We start from the raw sequence: 25,538 nt of genomic DNA, 5'->3' as shown, positions 1-25,538 counted from the left end.
GTCTTTTTTTATTGCGTTGATTTTAATTGTGAATTGCCACCATGCCAGACGCGATCGAGAGCATTAAGCCAGTTATCTAAACATAATTTATGTTGCAGTTCCTTTGAGTAACCACGCGTCTCGAAGGCCTGTTGTAAGGCAGTCAAGCCCCTAACATCTTGAAGCTGATCCGAAATAAATCCGCCATCGAAATCTGAACCTAAAGCCACATGGTCTTCGCCCAGATGCTGCATCAAATACTCGATATGATCCAGAATGATATCTAACGATGTTGCCTTGTTACGCTGTCCGTCAGATCGTAAAAAAGCCGTATCAAAATTTACACCCACACAGCCGCGGCTTGTTTTGATTGCATTAAGCTGATGGTCGGTCAGATTGCGTGCTTGCGGACAGAGCTGATGTGCATTGGAATGCGTGGCAATCAGGGGTAACTGACTCAGCTTGGCGGTATCCCAAAAGGCCTGTTCGTTCATGTGCGATACGTCAATCAGGATTCGGCGTTCTGAACAGTACTGAATCAGTGCTTGGCCCAGTTCGGTTAAGCCTGCGCCTGTATCGGGTGAATGTGGAAAGTTGGCCTGCAAACCATGCCCAAACTGATTGGGCGTGTTCCAGAGTGGCCCAAGGCTTCTTAAGCCACGCGCATAGAAGTAATTCAGCCGTTCGAAGTTGGCATCTAAAACATCAGCGCCTTCCATATGAATCACGACTGCCAATTGATTCTGCTCTAAGGCATTACGAATAGCAGGCACATCACCACAAATCTGAATTTGCCCCGAAGAGCGTGCGGCAAGCTGTTCAATGTAGCTCAGCTGAGTCTCTATAATGTCACTGATCTCTGTTGCATCAAAAGCCGTTTGCTGCGTATGTTTGAGCTTATCAGAATGATGCTTTTGTACGTAATCGAAAGGTGGTACAAACAGTGCAAACAGCCCACCTGCAAAAGGGCTGGCCTGACAGCGTTTAAGATCGAGATGTCCGGGTAATCCAGTCTCTAAAAATGCAGCAACAGGATCTGGCGCATTACTGAGCCACATACGGGCCAGTACATCGTTATGCCCATCAAATACCTTCATCATGGTGTATCCGATAGATTAACTGTTTTAAAAAACAGTTTAGAGTTTCTGCTGTTGCGTAATACCAAATCTTGGGTGGTTGGTTGCTGCTCATCGGCATCTGCACGAGCGGCCTCGATTTGATGATGCTCAGGTGATTTACTACATACGGGATCGGTGGCATACATGTTTTGTGTCATCATGTAGGCCTGACAGCGGCATCCACCCAAATCCTTTTCTCTGTCTGGGCATGAACGACATGGTTCTTGCATCCAGTCAGTGCCCCGAAAGGCATTAAAGGCAAATGCTTCGTTCCAAATCGTTTTGAGGGACTGATCGGCAACATTGGGAAAGTCTAAAGGCAGATCTTTGGCGCTCTGACAGGGCAGTACCGTACCGTCAGGGCTGACGGTAATAAAAATTTGTCCCCAGCCGCCAATACACTTTTTAGGACGCGTTTGATGAAAGTCGGGAGCAACCAGCATCAACTTGGTTTTTAAGCCCTGTTGATCGATCTGCGCTCGGTAGGCCTTTACTCTGGATTGTACATAAGCAATCTGTGTGGAAGTCGGCAAAAGAGCGGCCTGATTCAGTTTGGCCCAACCATAAAACTGGCAAGTGGCCAGTTCAACATAATCAGCACCCAGTTCAAGGCTCAATTCTATCATCTGATCGATCTGCTCGATATTAAAGCGATGAATCACAAAGTTGAGCACCATCGGATAGCGGTGCTTTTTTACCGCACGTGCGATTTGCTGCTTTTGTTCGAAGGCTTTACGTGACCCAGACAGCAGTTCACTCAGCACTGGATCACTGGCCTGAAAACTGATCTGGATATGATCCAGACCTGCCTCGCTAAAAGCTGCAATTTTGTCTTCAGTCAACCCGATTCCTGACGTAATCAGGTTGGTATAAAAGCCCAACCGATGGGCATGCTGAATCAGCTCGGGTAAATCTGGCCGCAGTAAAGGCTCTCCACCAGAAAATCCAAGTTGTACACTGCCCAAGGCGCGTGCCTGATCAAAAACCTGTTTCCATTGTGCTGTGCTCAGTTCATTTTTTACTGCGGCGTAGTCCAATGGATTAGAACAATAGGCACATTGTAATGGACAACGATACGTCAGCTCGGCCAGCAACCACAATGGCGGCTTGATCTGCGGCACTACCGGAATATTCATGACAGATCAATCCACTGCCGCGATTCAGCCTGCCGTAAAAAGTCGATCACATCCTGATCGAGACCATCGGCATCTGGAAACTGTGCCTGCAAAAGCTGAATAATCTCCGTAACGCGACGTGAACCATCAATCTGCTTTAAAATCAGGGTGGCTGTATCATTTAAACGCACCAGACCTTCGGGATACAAGATCACATAACTTTGCTGTGCTTCTTCCCACTGAAAACGATAGCCTCGATTAAACACAGGGGTGTGGTTGTTGATATCCTTCATGTTAATAATCCTTTTTGGTGCCATGCGATATCTTGAGTGACCGTATGATACGGCGCACGATGCAGTACATAGGCCATGGTCATGCCATCGAGCAGTGTCCATAAGATATCGAGCTTAAACTGTAAAATATTGAGCATACGCTGCTGACGCTCAATCGTCGTGCAATACTCAAGTGCCAGTGCCAGACCATGTTCAACATCACGATTGGCCTGACCCAAACGGCTTCTGAAATAAGCATAGCCTTCAGCATCAATCCAAGGATAATGGTTTGGCCATGTATCTAGCCGTGACTGGTGAATCGCCGGTGCAAACATCTCGGTGAGCGAGCTACAGGCCGCTTCTTGCCAGCACGCACGGCGGGCAAAATTGACATAGGCATCCACTGCAAAGCGTACACTTGGCAACACCATTTTTTCAGACAAAATTGTGTCGCGGTCAAGCCCGACTGCTTCACCTAACCTTAACCATGCTTCAATACCGCCATGATCATCGTGCTGTCCATCATGATCCAAAATGCGCTGCACCCATTTTCGACGCGTTGCAGGATCGGGACAGTTGGCCATAATGGCGGCATCTTTTAGCGGGATATTGACCTGATAATAAAAACGGTTGGCCACCCAGCCCTGAATCTGTTCTTTGGTGGCTTCACCTTGATTCATCATGATGTGATACGGATGATGAATATGATAGTAGCAGTCCTTATCACGCAGTGCCTGCTCAAACTCGGATGGGCTTAAAAGTGATGCAGCCATATTAAACCTCAATCAGCATGCCGTCATAACTCACTTCGATCTCAAGCTGTTTGAGTGTTGCGTGTTCGACAGACTGTTCATTTAAAATTGGATTGGTGTTGTTGATGTGGATCAGCACTTTGCGCTGTTGCGGAAATTGCGCCAGCAAATGAATTAAGCCGCGCTCTTCTTGCAAGGCCAGATGGCCCATATCCTGACCAGTGTTGTGACCAACACCGAGTAAGGCCAGCTCTTGATCTTTCCATAGCGTACCATCAACCAGCAAACAGTTTGAGCGCTGCATGTAGCTTAAAATCTGCTCATCCATTTGTCCAAGACCGGGCGCATAAAACAGCGAATGTCCAGTGCGGGTATCTTCGATCCAAAGCGCAATATTATGACCTGGCAGCGGTCGGTGACGATATGGCGAGTAGGGCGGTGCATTGCTTAAAATAGGCACTGGCGTAAAGCGAATAGACGGGCATACAGCCACCTGAAATGGAGTCTGGATATCAATTGGATGATGTACCAATCCGCCATTCCAATGCTTGAGCATATTAAAAATTGGAAATCCGGTGCTGAGATCTTCGTGTACTTCAGGCGTAGCCCAGACCTGGTGCGGACAGCCCTCTCTTAAATTGAGCAAACCTGTGGTGTGATCAATTTGGCTGTCGGTCAAAATAATCGAACCGATCGAGGTACCGCGGCGAACCGATGCTGGCGCCTGCAATTCGGGATTGTGGGCAATTTGCTGTGCAATATCGGGTGATGCATTGCACAAGATCCAGTCTGTACCGTTATCGCTAATGGCAATAGAAGACTGGGTACGCGCACGTGCCTGAAGCGTTCCCTGTTTAAGACCAAGACAGTTTTCACAATTACAGTTCCATTGTGGAAAACCGCCACCCGCGGCAGAACCTAAGATTTTTATCAGCATGAATGTTTAAAAATTGATAAGTTAAAATGAAAAACATCCACAAGGTTGTGGATGTTTCGACGCGCAATCAAATTACTCGACAGCAGCATACATTGTGATTTCAAAACCTAGACGAATGTCTTCAAAAGCTGGTTTGGTCCACATAGCAAAATCTCCATTTTAGAAATCATCTCGAATGCAGAAGCATATATTATTTTTATTTAATAAAAGCTATTTTTTGACATAAAACACATAAATTTTGTGCGCTCATCGTATCAATTGCTGCAGTTTTACTTAATAACTTACATTCGCCATACAAACCAAATCTTATTTAAAGTAATTGAAATAGCAAACGGGCGGTTTAAGTTTTAAACCGCCCGAAACTTTTTACACCATGAGATTTATTTATCTAGCGTTTTACACAATGAGCAAATGGTGCCGTGATGCTTATGAGAGAATAGTACATCTGGGCGTTCATATGGCTGATCACACACGATGCACTCATAAATGGTTGCCACAGGCGTACCTTCGGCATCGAAACGAGGCTCTTGAATGCCGTCGTGCGCTTGCTTGATGTAGTATTTGCCTTTGGTCAAAATGCCCATCAATGGCGTCATTACAAACGCAACCACCAGCGCGATGATGGGTGAGTAAGCAGCCAAAAAGCTACCAAATAATCCAAAGAATGCAGCAATTGATAGTCCTGCTGCAGCCAAAAATGCCACCAAACCCACAGGATTAATATTGTGCAGCATATCGCGGCGATATTCTGGCTCTTTTGGAGAAAGCTTTAAGAGATATTTATTGATAGAAATATCGGTTGCAACCACCACCACCCAAGCGATGGCAAAGTTAGAATAAAAGCCCAGAATTTTGCCCAGCACTGCAAACATGTTGCCTTCCATCAGTGCCAGAGCAATGACCAGATTAACCATCACAAACACGATACGACCCGGATAATGTTTGGTCACGCGCGTATAGGCACTGGTCCATGCCAATGAGCCTGAGTAAGCATTGGTCACATTAATCTTGATTTGTGAGATCACCACTAAAATCACGGCCAGAGAGAGTGCCAACCAGCCCGGCAGCATGTCATGAAATGCGGCATTAAACTGTTGTACAGGTTCTGTCGAGTTAATGCCGGGTACTTTGGTCAGTAAGTAAAAACCCAAAAATGCCCCGATAATTTGTTTAATCGCACCCAAGATCACCCAGCCCGGACCCGCCGAAATCACGGCTGCCCACCATTGTTTGCTGTTTTGTTTGGTTTTGGCAGGCATAAAGCGTAAGTAATCAATCTGCTCACCGATTTGCATAATCAACGACAAACATACACCGGCACCCAGCATAATCGCGGCCATGTCCATCGGTGCGAAGCCTTCTGCACCGGTGTAATTGGCAAATTGGCCCACCAGATTAGGCTCTTTATGAATCAGATATGCCACAGGGCCAATCATCAGAATCAGCCAGATCGGTGTCGTCCAGACCTGTAAGGTACTTAGGGCCTTCATGCCATAAATCACCAGTGGAATCACCATCACCGTAGAGATGAGATAACCCAGCCATAACGGAATACCTAAGCCGAGCAACAGCCCTTGTGCCATGATCGAGCCTTCAAGGGCAAAGAAAATAAAGGTAAAGCTGGCAAAAATGATACTGGTCAGCACTGAACCAATATAGCCAAAACCGGCACCGCGGGTGATCAGATCCAGATCAATGTTATAGCGTGCAGCGTAATAAGCCAGTGGAATACCGGTTAAAAAGATAATCAGCGCTGCAAATAAAATTGAAAAAACGGCGTTGGTGGTGCCATAGGCCATACCAATACTGGCACCAATTGAAAAGTCGGCCAGATAGGCAATGCCGCCCAATGCTGTAATGGCCACCACTTTAGGGCTCCAGCGGCGAAAACTGTGCGGTGCATAGCGCAGTGTGTAATCTTCGAGGGTTTCATTCACGGCTTTACGTGAATCGGCGTCGTCGACGGTACCAATAGTTGAATGCTCGGATGCGCGCATAAGCTGGATCTCCCCACAGAACGAATAACGGCAATATTGGATTGCTTGATGTAGAGGAGTCTGTCGGGTTAGGGCAAAATTGGAAATACGTTATTTTGCGTATACGTGCGCATGCAATAAGCATAGCAATCTGCGTCAAGATTTGGCAAAGTGGCCATATAGCCTAAGTCTGCCCAGCCATTGCTCGCCATGTCAAATTCTTCAAAAACTCCGCACGCACCACAACGTGTGATTAAAACACGTCGTGACTATAATCTTTGGGTGGCCGACCAGAGTATCGAAGATTTTGCGCTGCGCTATGCACCAGCGTCGGTACGCAAATGGTCGCCGTGGACAGTGACCAATACTGCCATCTCGACGGTCAGTTTTCTGGCCATGGAAGCCATTGGTGCCACCATGCTGTGGCAATACGGTTTTAGCAATGCCATGTGGGCGGCGATTGTGGTGTGTCTGATTATTTTTATGACCAGTTGGCCGATCAGTTACTATGCAGCGAAATATAATGTCGATGTCGATTTACTCACGCGAGGCGCAGGCTTTGGTTATATCGGCTCGACCATCACTTCACTGATATACGCCAGCTTTACCTTTATTTTACTGGCATTTGAAGCAGCCATTATGGCGATGGCGCTGGAACTGGCACTGAATATTCCGCTGAGTATTGGCTATTTAATTTCTGCACTGGTCATTTTGCCTTTGGTGGTGAAAGGCATAGGGTTTATCAATAAAGTACAAGCCTATACTCAGCCGTTATGGCTGATCTTGTTGGTGCTACCGTGGATCGTGGTGCTTTGGAAACAACCACATTTGCTCAGTGACAGCATTCATTTTGCTGGTGCAGTATCGGCCTCAAGCGATTTTAACCTGTATTATTTTGGCGCTGCCTGCACGCTGATTTTTGTGTTTGTGATTCAGATTGGCGAACAAGCCGACTACTTGCGCTTTTTGCCACAACAGCAACAAGCAAAGCGTTCGTGGCATCTTGCAGTATTTTTGGGTGGCCCATCATGGATTTTGGCGGGTTTTCTTAAAGTTTGCATGGGGATGTTGCTCATGCTGTTGGCTTATCAATTACTGGTACCGATTGCTGAATTAGATAACCCGACCTACCTCTACTGGATGGCTTATCAGCAGTTTATTCCATCGCCGCAAATCGCCTTGTTACTCACGCTGTTACTGGTTTGTCTGGCGCAAATCAAGATCAATGTCACCAATGCCTATGCGGGCTCGCTGGCGTGGTCAAACTTTTTTGCGCGTTTAACACATAGTCATCCCGGCCGAATTGTGTGGTTGATTTTTAATGTGCTGATTGCAGTGGTACTCATGGAGATGGGAATTATCCATGCGGTCGAGCGAATTTTAGGGCTATATAGCAATCTGGCGCTGGCATGGATTGGCGCCGTGGTGGCAGATCTTATGATTTGCAAACCGCTTGGGCTAAGTCCCAAAGGGATTGAGTTTCGACGTGCTTACTTGTACGACATCAATCCCGTAGGCGTAGGTGCGTTGGTGATTGCATCATGTGTCTCAATGCTATGTTATTTGGGAGTGTTTGGCCTTACGGCAAAAGGCTTGGCCAGTTTTATTGCACTCGGTACGTCTATGCTTAGTGTGCCGCTCATTGCATTACTTACCCGTGGCAAATACTACCTTGCTCGCCCACCTGAACAGATTGCCTCAACCCCTGTAGCCACTTGCGTGGTGTGTGAGCGTGATTATGAAGTAGCCGATATGGCAGTGTGTCCAGCCTATCAGCACTCAATTTGCTCACTCTGTTGCTCACTCGAAGCACGCTGTCATGATTTATGTAAGCCGCATGCCCGCTGGACAGTACAGCTTAAAACATGGATCGAGCGCTATTTACCTAAAGCATGGTCACAGCGGTTAAATACTCGCCTGAGCCAATATTTACTGTTAATGCTCTCGCTCGGGCTCATTTTGGCGGTTTGTTTAAGCTTGGTGTATTTACAAGAAAAAACCTATTTGGAAGCAGTCAACGAGCAAGCCATCCAGCAGTTATTTACTTTATTTTTAAAAATCTACACCATTTTATTTCTACTGATCAGTGTCGCGGCGTGGTGGTTGGTGCTTAATGATCAAAGCCGCCGTAAAGCTGAGCAGGAGACGCATCAGCAAACCCGTTTGCTCATAGAAGAAATCGCAGCGCATGAGCAAACCTCACAGCATCTTTACGATGCCCGTATTCAGGCCGAGCGTGCCAATGAAGCCAAAAGCCGTTATGTGGTGGGTATTAGCCATGAACTCAGAACACCACTGAACAGTATTTTAGGTTACAGCCAGTTATTACAAAAACAGGAACAGCTTTCGCCACAAGGCCAGACGGCACTGGGTGTGATTAGTCGAAGTGGACAGCATCTGACCTCGCTCATCGATGGTTTACTGGATTTATCGCGCATCGAAACCGGTAAGATCAGCCTGAATATGGTCGATGTACATTTTCCTCATTTTATCGAACAAATGATTCAGATGTTTCAGCCGCAAATCGAGCAGAAACGGCTACATTTTATTTGTAAGGTGAGTGAGCATTTACCGGAATATGTCCGAACTGATAAAAAACGACTGGAACAAATTCTAATCAATTTACTGGGGAATGCGCTTAAATTTACCACCAAAGGCGAAATCCATTTGAAACTGGAATATCGTTTTCAAACAGCTTATTTTGAAATTCGAGACACCGGATGCGGTATTGCAGCGCAAGATCTTGAGCGGATTTTTAACCCATTCGAGCGTGGCAGTAATGTGGTACAGGGTGGGTTTACCGGAACCGGGCTTGGGCTGCCGATTGTGAAATTACTGGTCGATTTACTTGGTGGCCAGCTCTCGGTAACAAGTGAGCTAAATCAGGGCTCATGTTTCAAGGTTAAATTGTATTTGCCTTCTAAGGCGCTGGTACATCCTATTTCAAATGTACAATCGAATCAGATCACGGGCTATATCGGTGAACAAAAACGGATTTTAGTGGTCGATAATGAAGCCGTCGATCGAGGTTTGGTGGCGAATTTTTTACGCCCACTTGGTTTTATTATTCAGGAGGCAGAATCAGGTATCGATTGTTTAAGACAGGTGCCAGTATTTCAGCCCGATCTTATTTTAATGGATTTAAATATGCCCATGATGGGCGGTTGGGAAACGGCACATTTACTACGTCAAAATAATATTACCAACGTCCCGATCTTGATTATATCGGCGAATGTGAATGAGCGTGAGGGTAATCCGCAAGATGCCGTATTAAGTGAAGACTTTATGCTTAAACCGATCGATCTGAATTTACTTTTAAATAAAATTGGCGATAAATTGGGGCTTACATGGATTGATCAGTCTACAGCTTCAACCACACAAGCCTCCCTAGCAGTGCCAACATCAGAACCGATTTCTGCTCAGCCATTTACGACCACAGCGGTCGTAAATGAGCCTCAACCTACTCATACACAGTCGATGACGTTTGATCAGGCTTTGAATCATCTAGAGCAACTGATTGGGCAGGGCTATATACGCGGTATTCAGCGCGCCGTTCAACAGTATCAACATGATTTTCCAGAATATAACGAACTATGGGGACAACTGAATCAATCTGTGCAAAAATTTGACTTAAAACACGCACGCCAATTACTTCAGGACGCACGATGAGTCAGGACATTGCTTCGATTTCTCCATTTCGCCCGCACGATCAGGCGGTGATTTTAATTGTGGATGATGTGCCTGAAAATCTCGGATTATTGCATGAAAGTTTGGATCAGGCGGGTTATCAGGTATTGGTCACCACAGATGGTTTAAGTGCCATTGAAATAGCGCACCGCTGTCAGCCAGATATGATTTTGCTCGATGGCAATATGCCACATATGGATGGTTTTGAAAGTTGCTTACAGCTCAAAGCCAGCCCAATTACGCAGTTTATTCCCGTCATTTTTATGACCGGATTGTCTGAAACCGAACATATTGTCCGTGGCTTTCAAGTGGGTGGCGTCGACTATGTCACCAAACCACTTAATATTGAAGAAGTTCTGGCGCGGGTAAAAACACATCTGGCGCATGCGCAGCTTTTACGTCAGCAAAAGCAGGTGATTGATGCCACTGAAGTCGCGATTTTGGCACTCGATCAGCTCGGGAAAATTGCATGGACCACAGAAAAAGCCAATATTTTGCTGAACCAGTATTTGCAAGATCGTGAACGCTTTGAAACTGGTTTAACACAGTGGTTTGCCGAAATTAAACGCGATAAAGACAATAAAAAGAAAATGAGTTGCACCTATTCTAGTGCATCACATCAACTGCAACTTATTTTGCTTACACCATGGCACGATCAACCCGTGGGGCACGCCACTTATCTGGTGCAAATTAAAATGTCTGCTCCGGCTTTGGGCGTTGAGGAGATTTTAAAATATTGCCCGCAACTGACCCAACGAGAAGCGGAAGTTTCGCATTGGCTAGCACTGGGTAAAACCAATAAAGATATTGCCGAGATATTAGAGCTCAGCCCAAGAACCGTAAATAAGCATCTTGAGCATATTTTTGAAAAACTCTGTGTAGAAAACCGTACAGCAGCCGTGGCTTATATGAATAGTTTGGTGCAGGAAAATACCATGTGAGGAGGGAATAATCATCACATTGGATTTTATATTCATTTTTTGAGATATTTTAAATCTAAAGTTCACCTTTAAAATTAAACTTAGACGACAAAATATGTCGTCTAAGTTTAAACATAAGTATTTTTAAAATGCTTCATTTATTATTATAAAAGAATAAAAAATAGAGTATAAAAAATGGAACAACTTTCACCCTCCGATTTAAAAGCCATCTTACATTCAAAGCGGGCAAACTTATATTACCTTGAGCATTGCCGTGTGATGCAAAAAGACGGTCGCGTTTTATATTTGACTGAAGCAAAAAACGAAAACCAATACTGGAATATTCCGATTGCCAATACTACGGTCATTTTATTAGGAACAGGAACATCCATCACGCAGGCAGCAATGCGCATGCTCGCCAGTGCAGGAGTATTAGTAGGTTTTACAGGCGGTGGTGGTACACCATTATTTATGGGATCTGAAATTGAATGGATGATGCCTCAAAGTGAATATCGTCCGACTGAATACATGCAAGGCTGGATGAGTTTTTGGTTTGATGATGCCAAACGGCTAGACGTCGCAAAACAATTTCAGTTCGCCCGAATTGAATTTATTCGTAAAATTTGGGCAAAAGATAAAGACTTGAAAGACGAAGGCTTTAATTTAACTGATACGGATATAGAACAAGCCGTGACAGGATTTGAGAACAAGATTCCACATCAAACTAAGGTTGGGGACCTATTACTTGCCGAAGCACAAACCACGAAACAGCTTTACAAGATCGCCGCGACGCGTTGCAAACTTAGTTTTGAGCGTAATCCTGAACAGGGAGATTTAGCCAACGACTTTTTAAATCATGGAAATTATTTGGCATACGGCCTCGCAGCAACCACGCTTTGGGTTTTGGGGATTAGTCACAGTTTTGCGGTGATGCATGGTAAAACGCGTCGTGGTGCTTTGGTGTTCGATGTGGCCGATTTAATTAAGGATGCCGTGGTTTTATCATGGGCTTTTATTTGTGCCAAAGAGGGCATGTCTGAGCAAGAGTTTCGTCAGCAACTCTTGCAGAAATTTGCAGAGTACAAATGTTTGGATTGGATGTTTGATCAGGTGAAAGCTCAAGCTTGCAAAAGTGTTGTAAGCGAGGACGGCACATTATGATCGTAACCTTTATCTCTCAATGCGAAAAGAAAGCCATCCCTCGAACTCGTCGTGTATTAGACGCTTTTGCAGATCGAATTGGGGATAACACCTGGCAAACGGTCATTACCGAAGATGGATTATTGGCGGTTAAGCGCTTACTTAAAAAGACAGTAACGAAGAATACTGCTGTTTCATGTCATTGGATACGTAGGCGACGTCGAAGTGAGTTGATGTGGATTGTTGGCAATCGAAATAAGTTTAATAGCGAAGGCATTGTGCCTGTAAATACTACACAGAAAAAATTAGATCAAAATAAATGGGAAAACGATTGGTATTATTTGCCCTTAATTAAGGCCTTAGTTGCAGTATCAGCTTTATTACATGACTGGGGAAAAGCCACAGTTTTATTTCAAGAAAAACTACAGTACAAAAGTAAAAATGCCAAAAAAGGCGATCCATTACGACATGAGTGGATTTCTTGTTTATTGCTCAATGCCTTGGTGCAATCGTCAGGAAATAATCAATCCGATGAGGCATGGTTAAATTTACTCATGCAACATAGTTGGGATGAACAGACACTCAAAAATACGATTTTGCAAAATTCTGATCAATCTAAAGTGCTTGATCAGCTCCCGCGATTGGCGCAATTAGTGGCATGGTTGATTGTTTCACATCATCGTTTGCCTAGTATTCAGAATGATAAAGAACTCAAATCATATACAGATGAACCTGCCAAAAATTTGACAGATTTATTTGATTTTATTGAGGCTGATTGGGGATATCAAAACAAACAAGATGAAACTGAGTACAAGCAACGTTTAAAATTATGTTTTGAATTTGAACAAGGTTTATTAAGTCAGTCGCTTGAATGGACAAAGCAATTAAAAAAATGGTCAGGTCGTTTAGTTCAAGAGCTAAGCTCTGTAGAGCAAATTTTTAATGATGGTAGTTGGCGAGTAGTTTTACATCATGCCCGACTCTGCTTAATGTTAGGCGATCATTATTATTCATCTTGTAATGCTGATCAATTTTGGAAAACCAGTTTATCGCTCATAGCAAATACCGATCCAAAAACTAAACAAGGCAAACAAAAGCTTGATGAGCATTTGGTGCGTGTCAGTGATAATGCCATGCGAGTTGCACAGTCTTTGAGTCGCTTAGCAGATGAAATGGAGCCTGCCTATGATTTGAAAAAACTGAAAAAGAAAAGTCCAGAAGGTTTTGAATGGCAAGATCAAGCAGTTAAAGGTATTCAACAATTTATTGAGAAGAATGAAATTGAGGTTAATCAAGGCTGGTTTATTGTCAATATGGCAAGTACAGGTAAAGGCAAAACCATTGCCAATGCCAAGATTATGCAAGCATTATCCAAAGATGCACAATCATTACGCTATATTTTGGCATTAGGGTTAAGAACTTTAACTCTGCAAACAGGTGATGCTTATCAACATGATATTGGTTTAGCCAAAGATGAATTAGCAGTTTTGATTGGTTCAAGAGTAGTGCAGGAATTACATCAGCAAAAAAATAAGCCAAATAATGAAACGGAAGAAACTGATATTGAGGAGTTAGGTTCAGAATCTTTAGAGGAGTTATTAGGCAACGAACTAATTTATGACAATATGCCTCAAGCTGATTTTATGGATGCATTATTCCCACAAAATCAAGCTGAGCGAAATAAGGCATTTTTATATAAGCCTGTTTTAGTCTGCACGATTGACCATATTATTTCGGCAACTGAGACGAAACGAGGCGGAAAATACATTTTACCGAGTCTACGACTATCATCATCTGATTTAGTCATAGATGAAGTAGATGATTTTAATGGGCAAGATTTAATTGCGATTGCACGGCTTGTACATCTTGCAGGGATGCTCGGGCGTAAAGTCATGATTTCATCGGCAACCATTCCACTTGCTTTGGCAGAAGGTTTCTTCAATGCTTACCAGCAAGGTTGGCAGTTATACTGTGCATTTAAAAAAATTAAAAATGTAGATGTGCAGTGTATGTGGGTAGATGAGTTTAAGACCCAAATTCAAAAAGTTGAATTACTTGAGCCAAAAAATATTATTCAAAACTATCAAACTGCACATTCTCGATTTGTGAAAAATCGTGCAGATACTTTGAGCCGACAAATCGTTAAACATAAAGCTTATATCGTTGAATGTGAAGATTTGGTCGCTGAAAAAGCACAAGAACGTTTAGATGAAAGTATTCAGAAGCAATATTTTGAACGAATAAAGATTGAAGCGGAAAAACTGCATCAGCAACACCACAGCATTGATGCAAAAACAGGTAAGAGAGTTTCTTTTGGTGTAATTCGTATTGCAAATATTCCGCCATGTGTTGCACTAACTCGATATTTGTTAAACGCTGAATGGACGGAAAATATTGCACCAAGGGTGATGGCTTACCATAGTAGGCAAGTGCTGTTATTGCGTAGTAAACAAGAACAACATTTAGATGAAACGCTAAAACGTAAAGAAAAACAGGGCGAACAGCCCAAAGCATTTTTAGAAACAGGCAATGATGGGGTTATTCGACAGCATTTAGATACCACAGATTGCGGTGATGTAATTTTTATTCTCGTTGCAACGCCAGTTGAAGAAGTCGGACGAGACCATGATTTTGATTGGGCAATTATCGAACCATCATCTTATCGTTCGATTATTCAGTTAGCAGGACGTGTTTTAAGGCATCGGAAGCTAGAACAGGATATTCAGCAGCCGAATATTGCACTGATGCAATATAATTTGAAAGGTCTGCGAGGAGCGAAAGTAGCTTTTGAAAAACCAGGATTTGAAGTTGATTCTCCTAAAGCAAATTTTATTTTGGAAACAAAAAATTTATCTAGACTGATTGATATTGAAAATCTAGCACAAGTTAATGCTATTCCAAGAATTCGAGCGAATGAACCTTTACAGACAGTCAAAAAATTGGCAGATCTTGAGCATGCGGTCATGATTGATGCACTTACATCGTATCAAAAACAAGGTGCTAAACCTCTAAATGCATGGTTGACGCAAAAGTGGTTTTTAACGGCATTACCTCAGCAATTTACGCCATTTCGACAAAGTATAGCCAATATTCAGCTTTTTGCTGTGTTGGAAAATAACAAGCTTATATTTTGTGAGCGAGATGATTTGGGTGTATATATCAATCGTAGTGGTTTCTACAAAATAAAGTCTTATGAATTAAATTCAACTGAACAACAGCGATTATGGCTAAATCGTGATTATCACGACATTTTACGTCGTATGGCACTTGATAACTTAAATGAAAATGAGGATATTGATGAAAAGATTGAAAAATTATCAAAACGTTATGGGGAAATTATGTTACCCAAGTACGATGAAGATAAGCAATTGAATTATTCAGAACAATTTGGACTAATTATTTTACAGTAATAACAATATAGGGGAAAAGTATGACTGAGAGTATTCATACTTTTTTAAACGAGCGTAAAGAATTGTGGCTAAAAGATCGTTTAAAAAAGGCAGAAACAGAAGCTGTAATTTCAGAATTAAATCAACAGGCAGATGATAAATTTAACTTAAATGAATGGTTACCTGATGCAGCAAAGCGTGTTTCTCAGCTTTCAATGGTGAGTCATCCAAGTAAATTCAGCCATCCAAGCGCCAAAACATCAAGTGTGATTGCTACATCTAATAAGAAGAGTGATGGTTATCTGCGTAGCGGCAATGTTGATTATAGTTTGGATGTCTTTGGTAATGCGGCTGCGATGGATGTTTTTAAATTTTTATCTTTACCTTTGACTGACCAATCAACCGTGTTAGATGGCTTTGAGCAGCAAGATGAAGATTTAAAAAAACTTTTAATTCAAAATAAGCTTGATTTTGAACAATTGAGTTTTGAATTTTTAAAAATAAAAACAACTGATTCTTCTGTGAAAACAGATCATTTGGTGAAACAGGTGTATTTTCCAATAGCAGAAGGTGAATATCATTTATTGTCGTTGTTAACACCCTCGGGTTTAATTACGAAGTTAAAACAATCCATTGATCAAATCCGATTTTCAGAAGAAACTAAACAAGCCAAAGAAAATCGTAAAAAAAATGAATTAGATGAGATTGGTTATTCTGATATCTATGATTTAACCATTACAGCATATGGCGGAACTCAACCACAAAATGTAAGTGTTTTAAATAGTCAAAACGCAGGGCGAGCTTATTTGCTTTCAAGCTGCCCGCCTGTACTGGAAAAAAGAGCAATTCGTTTACCTAAAACAGACTTCCTCTCCCAATGTTTATATCGAAAAAATTATCAGGAGAGTTTTGTTCAATTGCATAAACTTATGCAGTTAGATTTAAATAACAATAATATCCGTACAGCCATTAAAAATATTATTCAATTTGTCATTGATCAAATTCTATTGCAGGCTCTAAAAACACGGGAATATGCCGAAAGTGGATGGTCAAATCAGGACTATTATGTTGGATTGCCCAAATTACAACGCATTTGGTTAGATCAAATTTATAAAGAAGAACGTGAAGAAAACTCAGAATGGCGAGATGAGCTAAGTCGAGAAATTGCACGATGGATCATTCGTAGCTACGAAAAAGTGATCAGCGATGCTAATACATTGGGAACAGTTGAGTTGCTAGATGTAAAACAGCGTATTGAGAAATCATTACAACAGATCAAGGAGTTTTTTTAATGCGCCGCTTTATCTTAATTCCACATTTAAAAATCCATAATGCCAATGCGATGAGCAGTCCATATAGTATTGGATTTCCTGCGATGACGGCATGGTTAGGAGCAATGCATGCTTTGCAACGTAAGTTAAATACTAAAGGTCATGATATTCAACTGACGCGACTTGCAGTGAGTTGTCATGACTTCAACTTGCAAACACATAAAGGACAAAATGATTTTGTTCATTCCATTATTGGCACAGCAAATCCACTAGATAAGGATGGTAGCCGACCTGCATTTATTGAAGAAGCCCGTTGCCATTTAGAAATGTCACTTTTAATTGAAGTAGATAATCTTGGGAAAAAACAAAGGGAGGGGCTTTTAACTATTCTGCCTGAAATTATAAATAGTATGAAGTTTGCGGGTGGTGATGTTTTAGCTGTGTATGATCAGCAAATTTTAGATTTTGATGAAGACGGTTATAAAGACCAAGAACTCAAACCAATTTTAAATAAACTTATGCTTGGTCATGTACTGATCGAACGGCGTGATTTAGTCATACAAAGTATGCAAGAAGGACAAGATGCTCTGGATGCAATTTTGGATTATTTAAAGGTCACACATAATTCACAAATCGATGAGAATGGAAAAGTCAAATGGTTAAGTAGCCGCAAAGAAAAGGGCTGGCTTGTACCAATTGCGGTAGGTTTTCAGGGTATTTCAGAATTAGGTATCGCTAAAAATCAACGTGATGCTCATACACCACATCGTTTTGCGGAAGCTGTTTTGACGCTCGGGGAATTTGTTATGCCTTATCGTATTGAAAGTATCGATCAACTACTTTGGCAATATCATGTTGATTTAGAAAATAATCTGTATCTTTGCCAAAACGTAACAACAAACTAAATTAATTTTAAAAAGAGGGAAAACTCATGGCTAAAAATGACAAAGTTGTAGCAAGCGTACTTGCGTTTGAAAAAAAATTGGTTCCATCGGATGGTTATCTATACGGGACAAACTGGAATAAACGAGATGAACAAAGTGCTTTGAAATTGATTGAAAAATCTGTACGAGGTACGATTTCAAACCGCTTAAAACCTGCAGTTGCGGGTGATCCGTTGAAGCTGAATGCAGAAGTTGAAAAAGCTAATTTACAAAAAGTCGATGCTTGTGCTTTAGGTGAAAATCAAGATACTTTAAAAATCGCATTTACCTTAAAGGTGCTGGGTGGAGTTGAAAATCCATCGGCTTGTAATAATGAAATTTTCTTAAAGTCCTATAACGATGTTGCTAAAAATTACATTTCGACTTATGGCTTTAGTGAGCTAGCAAAACGTTATGCACTAAATATTGCCAATGCACGTTTTTTATGGCGTAACCGTGTAGGTGCAGAAAAAGTAGAAGTAGTTGTCACAGTCAATGATCAAGCTGCAGTAACATTTGATGCTTTAAATTATCCATTGCATAATTTTGATTCTACTGATGAAAAAATACAAAATTTGGCAAATCAAATTGCAAGTGCTTTAAAAGGGGAAGTCCCATATTTACTTATTAAAGTTGAAGCTTATGCTTTGGTGGGTAAAGGTCAAGAAGTCTATCCAAGTGAAGAACTTGTATTAGATAAAGGTAAAGGAGAAAAAAGTAAAATTCTTTACCATGTAAATGATGTTGCAGCGATGCATTCACAAAAGCTAGGTAATGCTTTACGTACCATAGATACTTGGTATCCTGAATTTGATGAGAAAAAAACAGCGATTGCAATTGAACCATACGGTGCTGTAACCAATCTTGGTAAAGCGTATCGTACTCCGAAAGATAAAAAAGACTTTTTTACTTTATTTGACAAATACGCATTAGGTGAATCACTTGAAAATCCTGAGCAAGAGCACTATGTCATGGCAGTTTTAGTACGTGGTGGTGTCTTTGGTCAAAGTAGCAAGGATTAACTATGCTCTATTATTTAGAAATTACTTTATTGGAGCAGGAAGAAGTTCCTCTGCATCTAATTTGGTCAAAAGTATATACCCAGCTTCATCTTGCCTTTGTTGAGCAGAAAGATGTCGAACAAAAAATAATTTATGGAGTATCTTTTCCAAAATATCGTTTAATTCAGCAGAAAAAATTGGGTTATTTAGGTGATAAAGTTCGTATTTTTGCGGATTCAGTTGAAGCATTGGAACAACTAAACTTAAACCATTGGTTTGAAAGACTGCAAGATTATGTGCATGTCTTATCCGCTCGTAAAGTTCCTGAGGATAAAATTAACGGTTATGCCACTTACTTTAAAGTGAATCCGAAATTGACAATTGAGCAGCGTATTTTACATCAGGCAGAGCGCCGTGGAATTTCAATTGCAGAAGCGCAGAAACACTATATGGCATTGGATTTGAGTGAGACTTTTGAGCCTTATATCAATATGAAAAGCCAAACCAATGATATGAACTTCCGTTTAATTATTGGAAAAAAGCGTGCCGATGAGGCAAAAATTGGAAAATTTGGAAGCTATGGATTAAGTCGTACATCCACAGTACCAGAATTTTAACCCAATATTTTTTAGACTCTTTAACAGCTTAATAAAATCAATAAGTTATAACTTTGCTTGAAAACTTTGGGTATTACATACTTTTTAGGCTTAAAGCACTGTTATAACTTTATTTTTTGCTTTATTCTTACTGTTCATGGCGACATACGCCACTTAGAAATCGAACTCACATGATCTTAACCAATGATGGTGGTTCATGGCGACATACGCCACTTAGAAATACCGAGGTCGGATCCCCAATTTCAGATCATGGTTCATGGCGACATACGCCACTTAGAAAACAACGTTAATGGCTGAGCAGTCTTACCGATAGTTCATGGCGACATACGCCACTTAGAAAGGCATTTGAGAGAGCACACCGCTTAAGTCTTTGTTCATGGCGACATACGCCACTTAGAAAATTACTAGATGTGACTTTTGCTTTCTCTTTGAGTTCATGGCGACATACGCCACTTAGAAAACGTACTGACGTTTACTTACGTCCTGTTCTTGTGTTCATGGCGACATACGCCACTTAGAAAATGAAGATAATAGAGTTATCAGGAACATCTCTGTTCATGGCGACATACGCCACTTAGAAATCGTTACGATACGTGCTGCATAAATATATGAAGTTCATGGCGACATACGCCACTTAGAAAATTTGGGAATTTGGTGAGGCTATTACAACATGGTTCATGGCGACATACGCCACTTAGAAATCTTGGTTTTTTTTCATTTTATCGGCCCCGAAGTTCATGGCGACATACGCCACTTAGAAATCAAACAATATACACATCACCTGAACAAATGTGTTCATGGCGACATACGCCACTTAGAAAACCGAGATAGCCAAGACCCTGAATAAATGGTCGTTCATGGCGACATACGCCACTTAGAAATAAAGTTGTCAGGCCACCAAAAATACCCACAATGTTCATGGCGACATACGCCACTTAGAAATACAGACAAACCACCAAGCACCACACCAAAACGTTCATGGCGACATACGCCACTTAGAAAACACGAATATAGTAGTTGGTCGTTGTATCAAGGTTCATGGCGACATACGCCACTTAGAAATTGCGTATCAATATCGCCGGAAAGGGTTAATGGTTCATGGCGACATACGCCACTTAGAAAATGCGCTGCTTATGCTCGATCTCGCGCAACTCAGTTCATGGCGACATACGCCACTTAGAAAAATATGTCGCACCAGATGAGCAGGAAATTTATGTTCATGGCGACATACGCCACTTAGAAAGGACGAAAATATTCTCGGTATATCAAGCGATGGTTCATGGCGACATACGCCACTTAGAAATGCCAGTTGCACCCGAAAGCGCGTACACGCATGTTCATGGCGACATACGCCACTTAGAAATGATGTACTTGCTGTCGTGCCGTTGTAGAATGGTTCATGGCGACATACGCCACTTAGAAATTTCCAGCGGCTACGCGACCGCGAAGATCGAGGTTCATGGCGACATACGCCACTTAGAAATTCAGAAGTAATTTTTATAAACTATACGAATTGTTCATGGCGACATACGCCACTTAGAAAGGAACAAGCAGAAAATCCAGTCGATGAAATTCTGTTCATGGCGACATACGCCACTTAGAAACATAAAAATCCCCTACAGTAGCGTTATACATAGTTCATGGCGACATACGCCACTTAGAAAATTGCAAAAACAGCACACGTGCATGGCTTATCGTTCATGGCGACATACGCCACTTAGAAAAATCAAGAAGGGTAAAAAGCGCCGTTCGGTAAGTTCATGGCGACATACGCCACTTAGAAATAAGAAAAACATATAGATAGAGTTTCAGGAAAGTTCATGGCGACATACGCCACTTAGAAATTTTGGCATAGATCAATCCATCATTTTACCAAGTTCATGGCGACATACGCCACTTAGAAATGTCTGTGTACCAGTAGTTCGGCTCAAACGAAGTTCATGGCGACATACGCCACTTAGAAATTGTGTAAACAATTGATTTGCAGCATTCGCAATGTTCATGGCGACATACGCCACTTAGAAAAGAATGATCTGATCCTTGTTCGCTATCTGCTGATTCATGGCGACATACGCCACTTAGAAAAGACGTTCGAATCGCATTTGTATCATGTCCAAGTTCATGGCGACATACGCCACTTAGAAAGTATGGCGTAGCTTTTAGCCATTGCTCCATCGGTTCATGGCGACATACGCCACTTAGAAAAAGTAAAAAAAACACAGCTATAGAAAGTACAAGTTCATGGCGACATACGCCACTTAGAAAAAGTAAAAAAAACACAGCTATAGAAAGTACAAGTTCATGGCGACATACGCCACTTAGAAAAAGGCGAGACGTTCCAAGATATTACGAGCGAAGTTCATGGCGACATACGCCACTTAGAAAGGAGTCGGCACGTTAGAGCATCCCCTATATGGGTTTATGGCGACATACGCCACTTAGAAAAGCGCGAAATTGAATTGCAATCTGAAGCACGTGTTCATGGCGACATACGCCACTTAGAAAAGGATGCAGGCAAGGCAATTAAAACAAGAAATGTTCATGGCGACATACGCCATTTAGAAAGGCATCATTAACGACTGATGCAACTGTTGTAAGTTCATGGCGACATACGCCACTTAGAAATTTCGATGAATCAAGAGTTAAAGCAAAATCCAGTTCATGGCGACATACGCCACTTAGAAAGCTCAACAAGAAAAAGTCTGGGCAGAGCAAATATTCATGGCAACATACGCCACTTAGAAATTATGAAGCGCGTTGAATGGTACGCAGTAGATGTTCATGGCGACATACGCCACTTAGAAATTGTTGTGCCAATACGCTAATTTCTTTCTGAAGTTCATAGCGACATACGCCACCTAGAAATAAATCTAGTTATAAAAAACGCTGCTTCTTACGAAACAGCGTTTTTTAGTTCCAACTTCAATTAAGCGGGTAAATCAAACCAAATCATTTCACTGTCTTCAAGCGCATTAATCGCTGTTTTTTCATTAAACAGCAGCGCATCACCCGCTTTTACAATTTGGTCTTCAATCATAATTTGACCCGATACCACATGCACAAAGTTATGTTTTTTAGTGGTCGCAATTTCAAGTGATTGTCCAGCTTCAAGTACCGCAGCTTTAACCTCAGCATTCTGACGAATAAACATCGGTGCAGTATCATCTGGGCCTACAATCAAATGCCACTGATTCGGTGCAGCATGCGGGTCAAGCTTGATTTGCTGATAACTCGGCTCGGCATTACGGACATTTGGTTGAATCCAGATTTGAAACAAATGTACCGGTTCATCCGTGTTATTGATTTCACTGTGCTGAACACCCGTACCTGCACTCATCAATTGCCATTCACCCGCATGGATGTACTCTTCGTTGCCCATACTGTCGCGATGCGTTAAACGGCCATGCGTGACATAAGTCAGAATTTCCATATTGTCATGTGGATGAGTACCAAATCCGTTATTTGCGGCAATGGTATCGTCATTAATCACACGAAGTGGCCCAACTCCCATATATTTCGGGTTGTACCAGCTACCAAATGAAAAGCTGTGATAGGTATTTAGCCAACCAGCTTGAACATGGCCACGGTTTTCACTGCGATGTAGATAAGCATTCATGCGGTATCTCCCAAATATTGTCGTTCTTTCATGAGAGTAGATTAACAAGATTGAATATCGCCAAAAACCATAGAATCAGAACAAATTGTCCTAAATTTAGTACGGTATTCTGCCAACGTATAAACATACATTAATTATAGGACAATTTATTTTTATCTCGAAAATAAAAAAGCCTGCACGTGCAGGCTTTTTTAAGAAGCAAAATTATTCTAAGAAACGAACAGTTACACCACTACGCACCTTGTTACCCAAGTCGTTGGCATCCCAGTTGGTTAAACGGATACATCCGTGAGATGCAGTTTTAGAAATAGCAGATGGATTAGGTGTACCATGAATACCAAATGATTTCTTGCTCAAGCCAATCCAGATATTCCCTACAGGGCCATTCGGGCCTGGTGGTAAAGAAAGTGGCTTTAAGTTATTGCCTTGAACAAAGTTACTTGGCGAGTAGCTATACCACGGATTACGTGCCACACCCACCACTTTGTAAGTACCTGCTGGTGACGGTGTATCGCTACTACCAATCGTTGCAGGGAAAGAGGCAATCATCTGGTTGCGGCTATTAAAGAGATACAACTGACGTGCGCCTTTGTGCGCAATAATCAAGTGAATGTCTTCTGGTAAATCGTTGCGCACATTCGCCACAATGATTTTTTCGCCGGCCTTTTTAAAGGTTGCCTTTGGATTTAACTTTTTCAAAAAGTCTTCATCCATATGGAATTTTTCACCCAGCATTTCGGTCACACGTACATAGTACAAACCTTTCATTTTGGCTTGTTGTGCGTAATCGTGCGGAATAGACGCCGCATACGGACCTTTCAAGTCATCTTCAGTCAGGGTGTATTCAACATAAGCCGGTTTGTTTTGTTTGGCCAGTAACGCATCCCACGTTTCTTTGGTGAGTTCGCCTGTGGCTTTTAAACCGTTCATTTGTTGAAACGAAGACAACGCCTTTAATGTATTCATGCCACTGGTACCATCAATAGCACCCGGAGAAGCATGCGTATTGTTTAACATGACTTGCGCGCGTGCATAGACTGGGAACTGACCACGGCCAATATTTTCATACCAGTCGGCATTATTGAGGCTGTCTAGCGTCCAAGTCACTTTTGCAGGTGCCTGAGCAGTCTTGCTGCTTGCTGTTGTTTTTGCCGCTGGTGCGCTTGAAGGAGCTGCACCTGTGTCGGCTTGCTTATCTTCTGTGCTTTCAAGACGTTGTAGCGTTGCCGACGCTTGATTCAGATCTTTTTCTTCTTGCGCTGTAATGGATGCGCTATCTGGAGCAGATGCCGCAACTGGTGCAGAAGCAGCAGCCGGGCTCGATGCCGCAGATGCATTACGCGCAGCAGTCACAGGCTTATAATTGACTGTGTTGCTAGATTTGGTCGATGCATCTACAGCAAGTGGATCAATCGGATCTTGAACTAAATCTGTACTACGAACGACTTTAGGATGCAACGGTTGCTCAACCGTTGAAGCCGCGAAAACTGTACCGCTAATGATGCAGCTTAGACTCAATGCGAGTAAAGAGCGAACAAACATGCACTTCAACCTTAAGAATTATTCATATTTCAGGGTATAAAACATTGCAAGTATTACAGAAATTAATTGGCGATGCAGTATTTGTTTTGTGTAAATCCTGCTTTCCCGAGTGTTTGTATAATTTCTCGGATTTTGCCCTTATTCATGGCCAATTCTTTTTGTTATTATGCGATCAAGATAAGTATTTAGATTGAGAAAGTAAATGACGGCTTTAAAAAATGATCGTTTTCTACGTGCTTTATTGCAGGAGCCCGTCGATACCACGCCAGTCTGGATGATGCGTCAGGCAGGTCGTTATTTACCAGAATATCGTCAAACACGCGCTCAGGCGGGTGACTTTTTATCGCTTTGCAAAAATACCGAATTTGCTTGTGAAGTGACTTTACAACCTTTACGTCGCTACGATCTCGATGCCGCAATTTTATTCTCCGATATTCTTACCATTCCCGATGCATTGGGGCTTGGGCTTTATTTCGAAGCGGGTGAGGGGCCAAAATTTAAAAAAACCATCCGCAGTGAACAAGATGTGCTGGCATTGCCAAATTTCAATGCTGCATCCGATTTAGACTATGTCATGAATGCGGTATCAACCATCCGTTCGGCACTGGGCGGGCAAGTTCCGTTGATTGGTTTTTCTGGTAGCCCTTGGACATTGGCCACCTATATGGTCGAAGGCGGATCAAGTAAGGATTTTCGTTACACCAAACACATGATGTATGCGCAGCCAGAAGTGTTGCATGCCTTACTCGACCGACTAGCCGTGGCAGTAACTGATTACTTAAATGCTCAAATCGATGCAGGTGCACAGGCAGTTCAGATTTTTGACAGTTGGGGCGGCGCTCTGGCACATCGTGAATACCATGAGTTTTCGCTCAATTACATGCGTAAAATCGTGGCTGGTCTAAAGCGTGAAAATGATGGTCGTCGTGTTCCGGTAATTATATTCACTAAAGGCGGCGGTCAATGGCTTGAGCCGATGGTGGCATCTGGCGCAGATGCTTTAGGTCTCGACTGGACCACGCCATTAAATGTGGCGCGTCAAACCGTGGCAGGGCGGGTGGCTTTACAAGGTAATCTCGATCCGGCTGTACTGTATGGTAACGCCGAGAGTATTCAAAAATCGGTGAAAGCCATGCTCGATGATGCCTATGCCAATGGTGAAAAAACTGGCTATGTGGCTAATCTTGGTCATGGTATTACGCAATGGGTCAATCCAGATCAACCCAAAATCTTTGTCGATACCGTACATGAGTACAGCGCGAAATATTTAGGATAAGCCACTC

At 42.2% G+C, this 25,538-nt stretch carries 18 protein-coding genes and 1 CRISPR repeat array; of the genes, 9 read left to right on the top strand and 9 right to left on the bottom strand.

What is annotated here, in order from left to right:
- Positions 1–8: 8 nt before the first annotated feature.
- The 7 genes from KCV09_RS06870 to KCV09_RS06840 all read right to left on the bottom strand — a co-directional run bounded on the left by KCV09_RS06870 (position 9) and on the right by KCV09_RS06840 (position 6,170).
- Positions 9–1,079 carry a dipeptidase gene (locus KCV09_RS06870; protein ID WP_212515717.1) on the bottom strand — a complete coding sequence of 357 codons (1,071 nt, stop codon included), beginning with the start codon at positions 1,077–1,079 and terminating at the stop codon, positions 9–11.
- Positions 1,076–2,233, bottom strand: a complete 1,158-nt coding sequence (pqqE, locus tag KCV09_RS06865) for a pyrroloquinoline quinone biosynthesis protein PqqE (RefSeq protein ID WP_212515716.1) — start codon at positions 2,231–2,233, stop codon at positions 1,076–1,078. The genes KCV09_RS06870 and pqqE overlap by 4 nt, the downstream gene beginning before the upstream one ends.
- Entirely contained in the window at positions 2,230–2,505 is a 276-nt protein-coding gene (pqqD, locus tag KCV09_RS06860) for a pyrroloquinoline quinone biosynthesis peptide chaperone PqqD (RefSeq protein WP_212515715.1), read from the bottom strand. Before pqqD ends, pqqE begins: the two co-directional genes overlap by 4 nt.
- Positions 2,502–3,269, bottom strand: coding sequence for a pyrroloquinoline-quinone synthase PqqC (gene pqqC / locus KCV09_RS06855; RefSeq protein WP_228301574.1), 768 nt, complete (start codon positions 3,267–3,269; stop codon positions 2,502–2,504). Before pqqC ends, pqqD begins: the two co-directional genes overlap by 4 nt.
- On the bottom strand, positions 3,259–4,173 hold the full coding sequence (gene pqqB, locus KCV09_RS06850) for a pyrroloquinoline quinone biosynthesis protein PqqB (protein WP_004948490.1): 915 nt from the start codon (positions 4,171–4,173) through the stop codon (positions 3,259–3,261). Before pqqB ends, pqqC begins: the two co-directional genes overlap by 11 nt.
- Before the next feature lie 72 nt (positions 4,174–4,245).
- On the bottom strand, positions 4,246–4,317 hold the full coding sequence (gene pqqA / locus KCV09_RS16475) for a pyrroloquinoline quinone precursor peptide PqqA (protein WP_011182532.1): 72 nt from the start codon (positions 4,315–4,317) through the stop codon (positions 4,246–4,248).
- 236 nt (positions 4,318–4,553) lie between these two features.
- Positions 4,554–6,170 carry a purine-cytosine permease family protein gene (locus tag KCV09_RS06840; protein WP_151675718.1) on the bottom strand — a complete coding sequence of 539 codons (1,617 nt, stop codon included), beginning with the start codon at positions 6,168–6,170 and terminating at the stop codon, positions 4,554–4,556.
- A 189-nt stretch (positions 6,171–6,359) separates the two neighbouring features.
- Between KCV09_RS06840 and KCV09_RS06835 the strand changes: the two genes are divergently transcribed.
- From KCV09_RS06835 to cas6f, 8 genes are all read left to right on the top strand, one after another.
- Positions 6,360–9,818: a hybrid sensor histidine kinase/response regulator gene (locus KCV09_RS06835; protein WP_151816066.1), complete on the top strand. Its 3,459-nt coding sequence runs from the start codon at positions 6,360–6,362 to the stop codon at positions 9,816–9,818.
- Entirely contained in the window at positions 9,815–10,777 is a 963-nt protein-coding gene (locus KCV09_RS06830) for a response regulator transcription factor (protein ID WP_004939043.1), read from the top strand. The genes KCV09_RS06835 and KCV09_RS06830 overlap by 4 nt, the downstream gene beginning before the upstream one ends.
- Before the next feature lie 174 nt (positions 10,778–10,951).
- Positions 10,952–11,917: a type I-F CRISPR-associated endonuclease Cas1f gene (gene cas1f / locus KCV09_RS06825; RefSeq protein WP_212515713.1), complete on the top strand. Its 966-nt coding sequence runs from the start codon at positions 10,952–10,954 to the stop codon at positions 11,915–11,917.
- Positions 11,914–15,306, top strand: coding sequence for a type I-F CRISPR-associated helicase Cas3f (gene cas3f, locus KCV09_RS06820; protein ID WP_212515712.1), 3,393 nt, complete (start codon positions 11,914–11,916; stop codon positions 15,304–15,306). Before cas1f ends, cas3f begins: the two co-directional genes overlap by 4 nt.
- Before the next feature lie 20 nt (positions 15,307–15,326).
- Positions 15,327–16,577 carry a type I-F CRISPR-associated protein Csy1 gene (gene csy1 / locus KCV09_RS06815; RefSeq protein ID WP_212515711.1) on the top strand — a complete coding sequence of 417 codons (1,251 nt, stop codon included), beginning with the start codon at positions 15,327–15,329 and terminating at the stop codon, positions 16,575–16,577.
- Positions 16,577–17,461, top strand: coding sequence for a type I-F CRISPR-associated protein Csy2 (gene csy2 / locus KCV09_RS06810; protein WP_212515710.1), 885 nt, complete (start codon positions 16,577–16,579; stop codon positions 17,459–17,461). Before csy1 ends, csy2 begins: the two co-directional genes overlap by 1 nt.
- A gap of 26 nt (positions 17,462–17,487) precedes the next feature.
- On the top strand, positions 17,488–18,501 hold the full coding sequence (gene csy3 / locus KCV09_RS06805) for a type I-F CRISPR-associated protein Csy3 (RefSeq protein ID WP_212515709.1): 1,014 nt from the start codon (positions 17,488–17,490) through the stop codon (positions 18,499–18,501).
- A gap of 2 nt (positions 18,502–18,503) precedes the next feature.
- Positions 18,504–19,097 (top strand): type I-F CRISPR-associated endoribonuclease Cas6/Csy4, encoded by a 594-nt coding sequence (gene cas6f, locus KCV09_RS06800; protein WP_212515708.1) that lies wholly within the window; start codon positions 18,504–18,506, stop codon positions 19,095–19,097.
- Positions 19,098–19,229: 132 nt separating this feature from the next.
- Positions 19,230–21,962: a CRISPR direct-repeat array (repeat unit 28 nt; unit sequence GTTCATGGCGACATACGCCACTTAGAAA).
- A 61-nt stretch (positions 21,963–22,023) separates the two neighbouring features.
- Here the strand turns inward: cas6f and KCV09_RS06795 are convergent.
- A complete protein-coding gene (locus KCV09_RS06795; protein WP_004939041.1) occupies positions 22,024–22,713 on the bottom strand; it encodes a pirin family protein in 690 nt (229 codons plus the stop codon).
- 204 nt (positions 22,714–22,917) lie between these two features.
- Complete coding sequence (locus KCV09_RS06790) at positions 22,918–24,255, bottom strand: L,D-transpeptidase family protein (RefSeq protein ID WP_119690278.1); 1,338 nt, start codon at positions 24,253–24,255, stop codon at positions 22,918–22,920.
- Positions 24,256–24,457: 202 nt separating this feature from the next.
- On the opposite strand from KCV09_RS06790, the gene hemE reads away from it, so the two are divergent.
- A complete protein-coding gene (gene hemE, locus KCV09_RS06785) occupies positions 24,458–25,531 on the top strand; it encodes a uroporphyrinogen decarboxylase (protein WP_212515707.1) in 1,074 nt (357 codons plus the stop codon).
- The last annotated feature ends 7 nt before the right edge of the window (positions 25,532–25,538 follow it).

Origin of the sequence: Acinetobacter soli (assembly GCF_018139125.1) — a bacterium.
Taxonomy (GTDB): domain Bacteria; phylum Pseudomonadota; class Gammaproteobacteria; order Pseudomonadales; family Moraxellaceae; genus Acinetobacter; species Acinetobacter soli.
Note: the sequence above shows the minus strand (reverse complement) of the source record. Positions and strands in the feature narration are given on the sequence as shown.